The organism is Pseudomonas sp. EL_65y_Pfl1_R83 (assembly GCF_963970695.1).
Classification (GTDB): domain Bacteria; phylum Pseudomonadota; class Gammaproteobacteria; order Pseudomonadales; family Pseudomonadaceae; genus Aquipseudomonas; species Aquipseudomonas tritici.
Map to the genome: position 1 here is coordinate 1 of NZ_CAXAQI010000503.1, position 432 is coordinate 432.

The following is a 432-nucleotide window of genomic DNA, read 5'->3' on the forward strand; positions in this document are numbered from 1 at the left end:
GGAACGCGTTCTTCGAAAACAATCTGCAGCGCGTGCCCTTCTCGACCGAAGAGGGCACCTATCTGACCTGCGCCGGTGCCTTGCCCGCCGGGACGCGCGCCGCCTTGCTCGCGGCTGGCATCCCGAGCGGCCCGGGTTGCGTCCTGCCGAATGGCACCGTTGCCGCGGCGGGGGCGACCGCGCTGTTGACGCGCGGCGCGGCGACCGCAATTCCGTATTCCTCGGTCTTCACCAACTACGGCACCAACGACACCTATTCGGTCTTCGCCGACGGCACCTGGCTGCCGACCCCGCGGCTCGAGCTCACCGCCGGTGCGCGCATTCTGATCGAGAAGCGCAAGTCGGGTTACAGCTCGGTGCAGCCCAATTCGGTGCTCGCCGGCGTGCCGTTATTGCCCACGGTCAGCACGGGCGGCGTCAAGTTCACTGCGC

1 pseudogene is annotated in these 432 nt (G+C 68.1%); it reads left to right on the forward strand.

Going from position 1 to position 432, the window contains the following annotated elements:
* Positions 1–432 (forward strand): annotated as a pseudogene (locus AACY08_RS30050) (hypothetical protein); the annotation flags it as partial.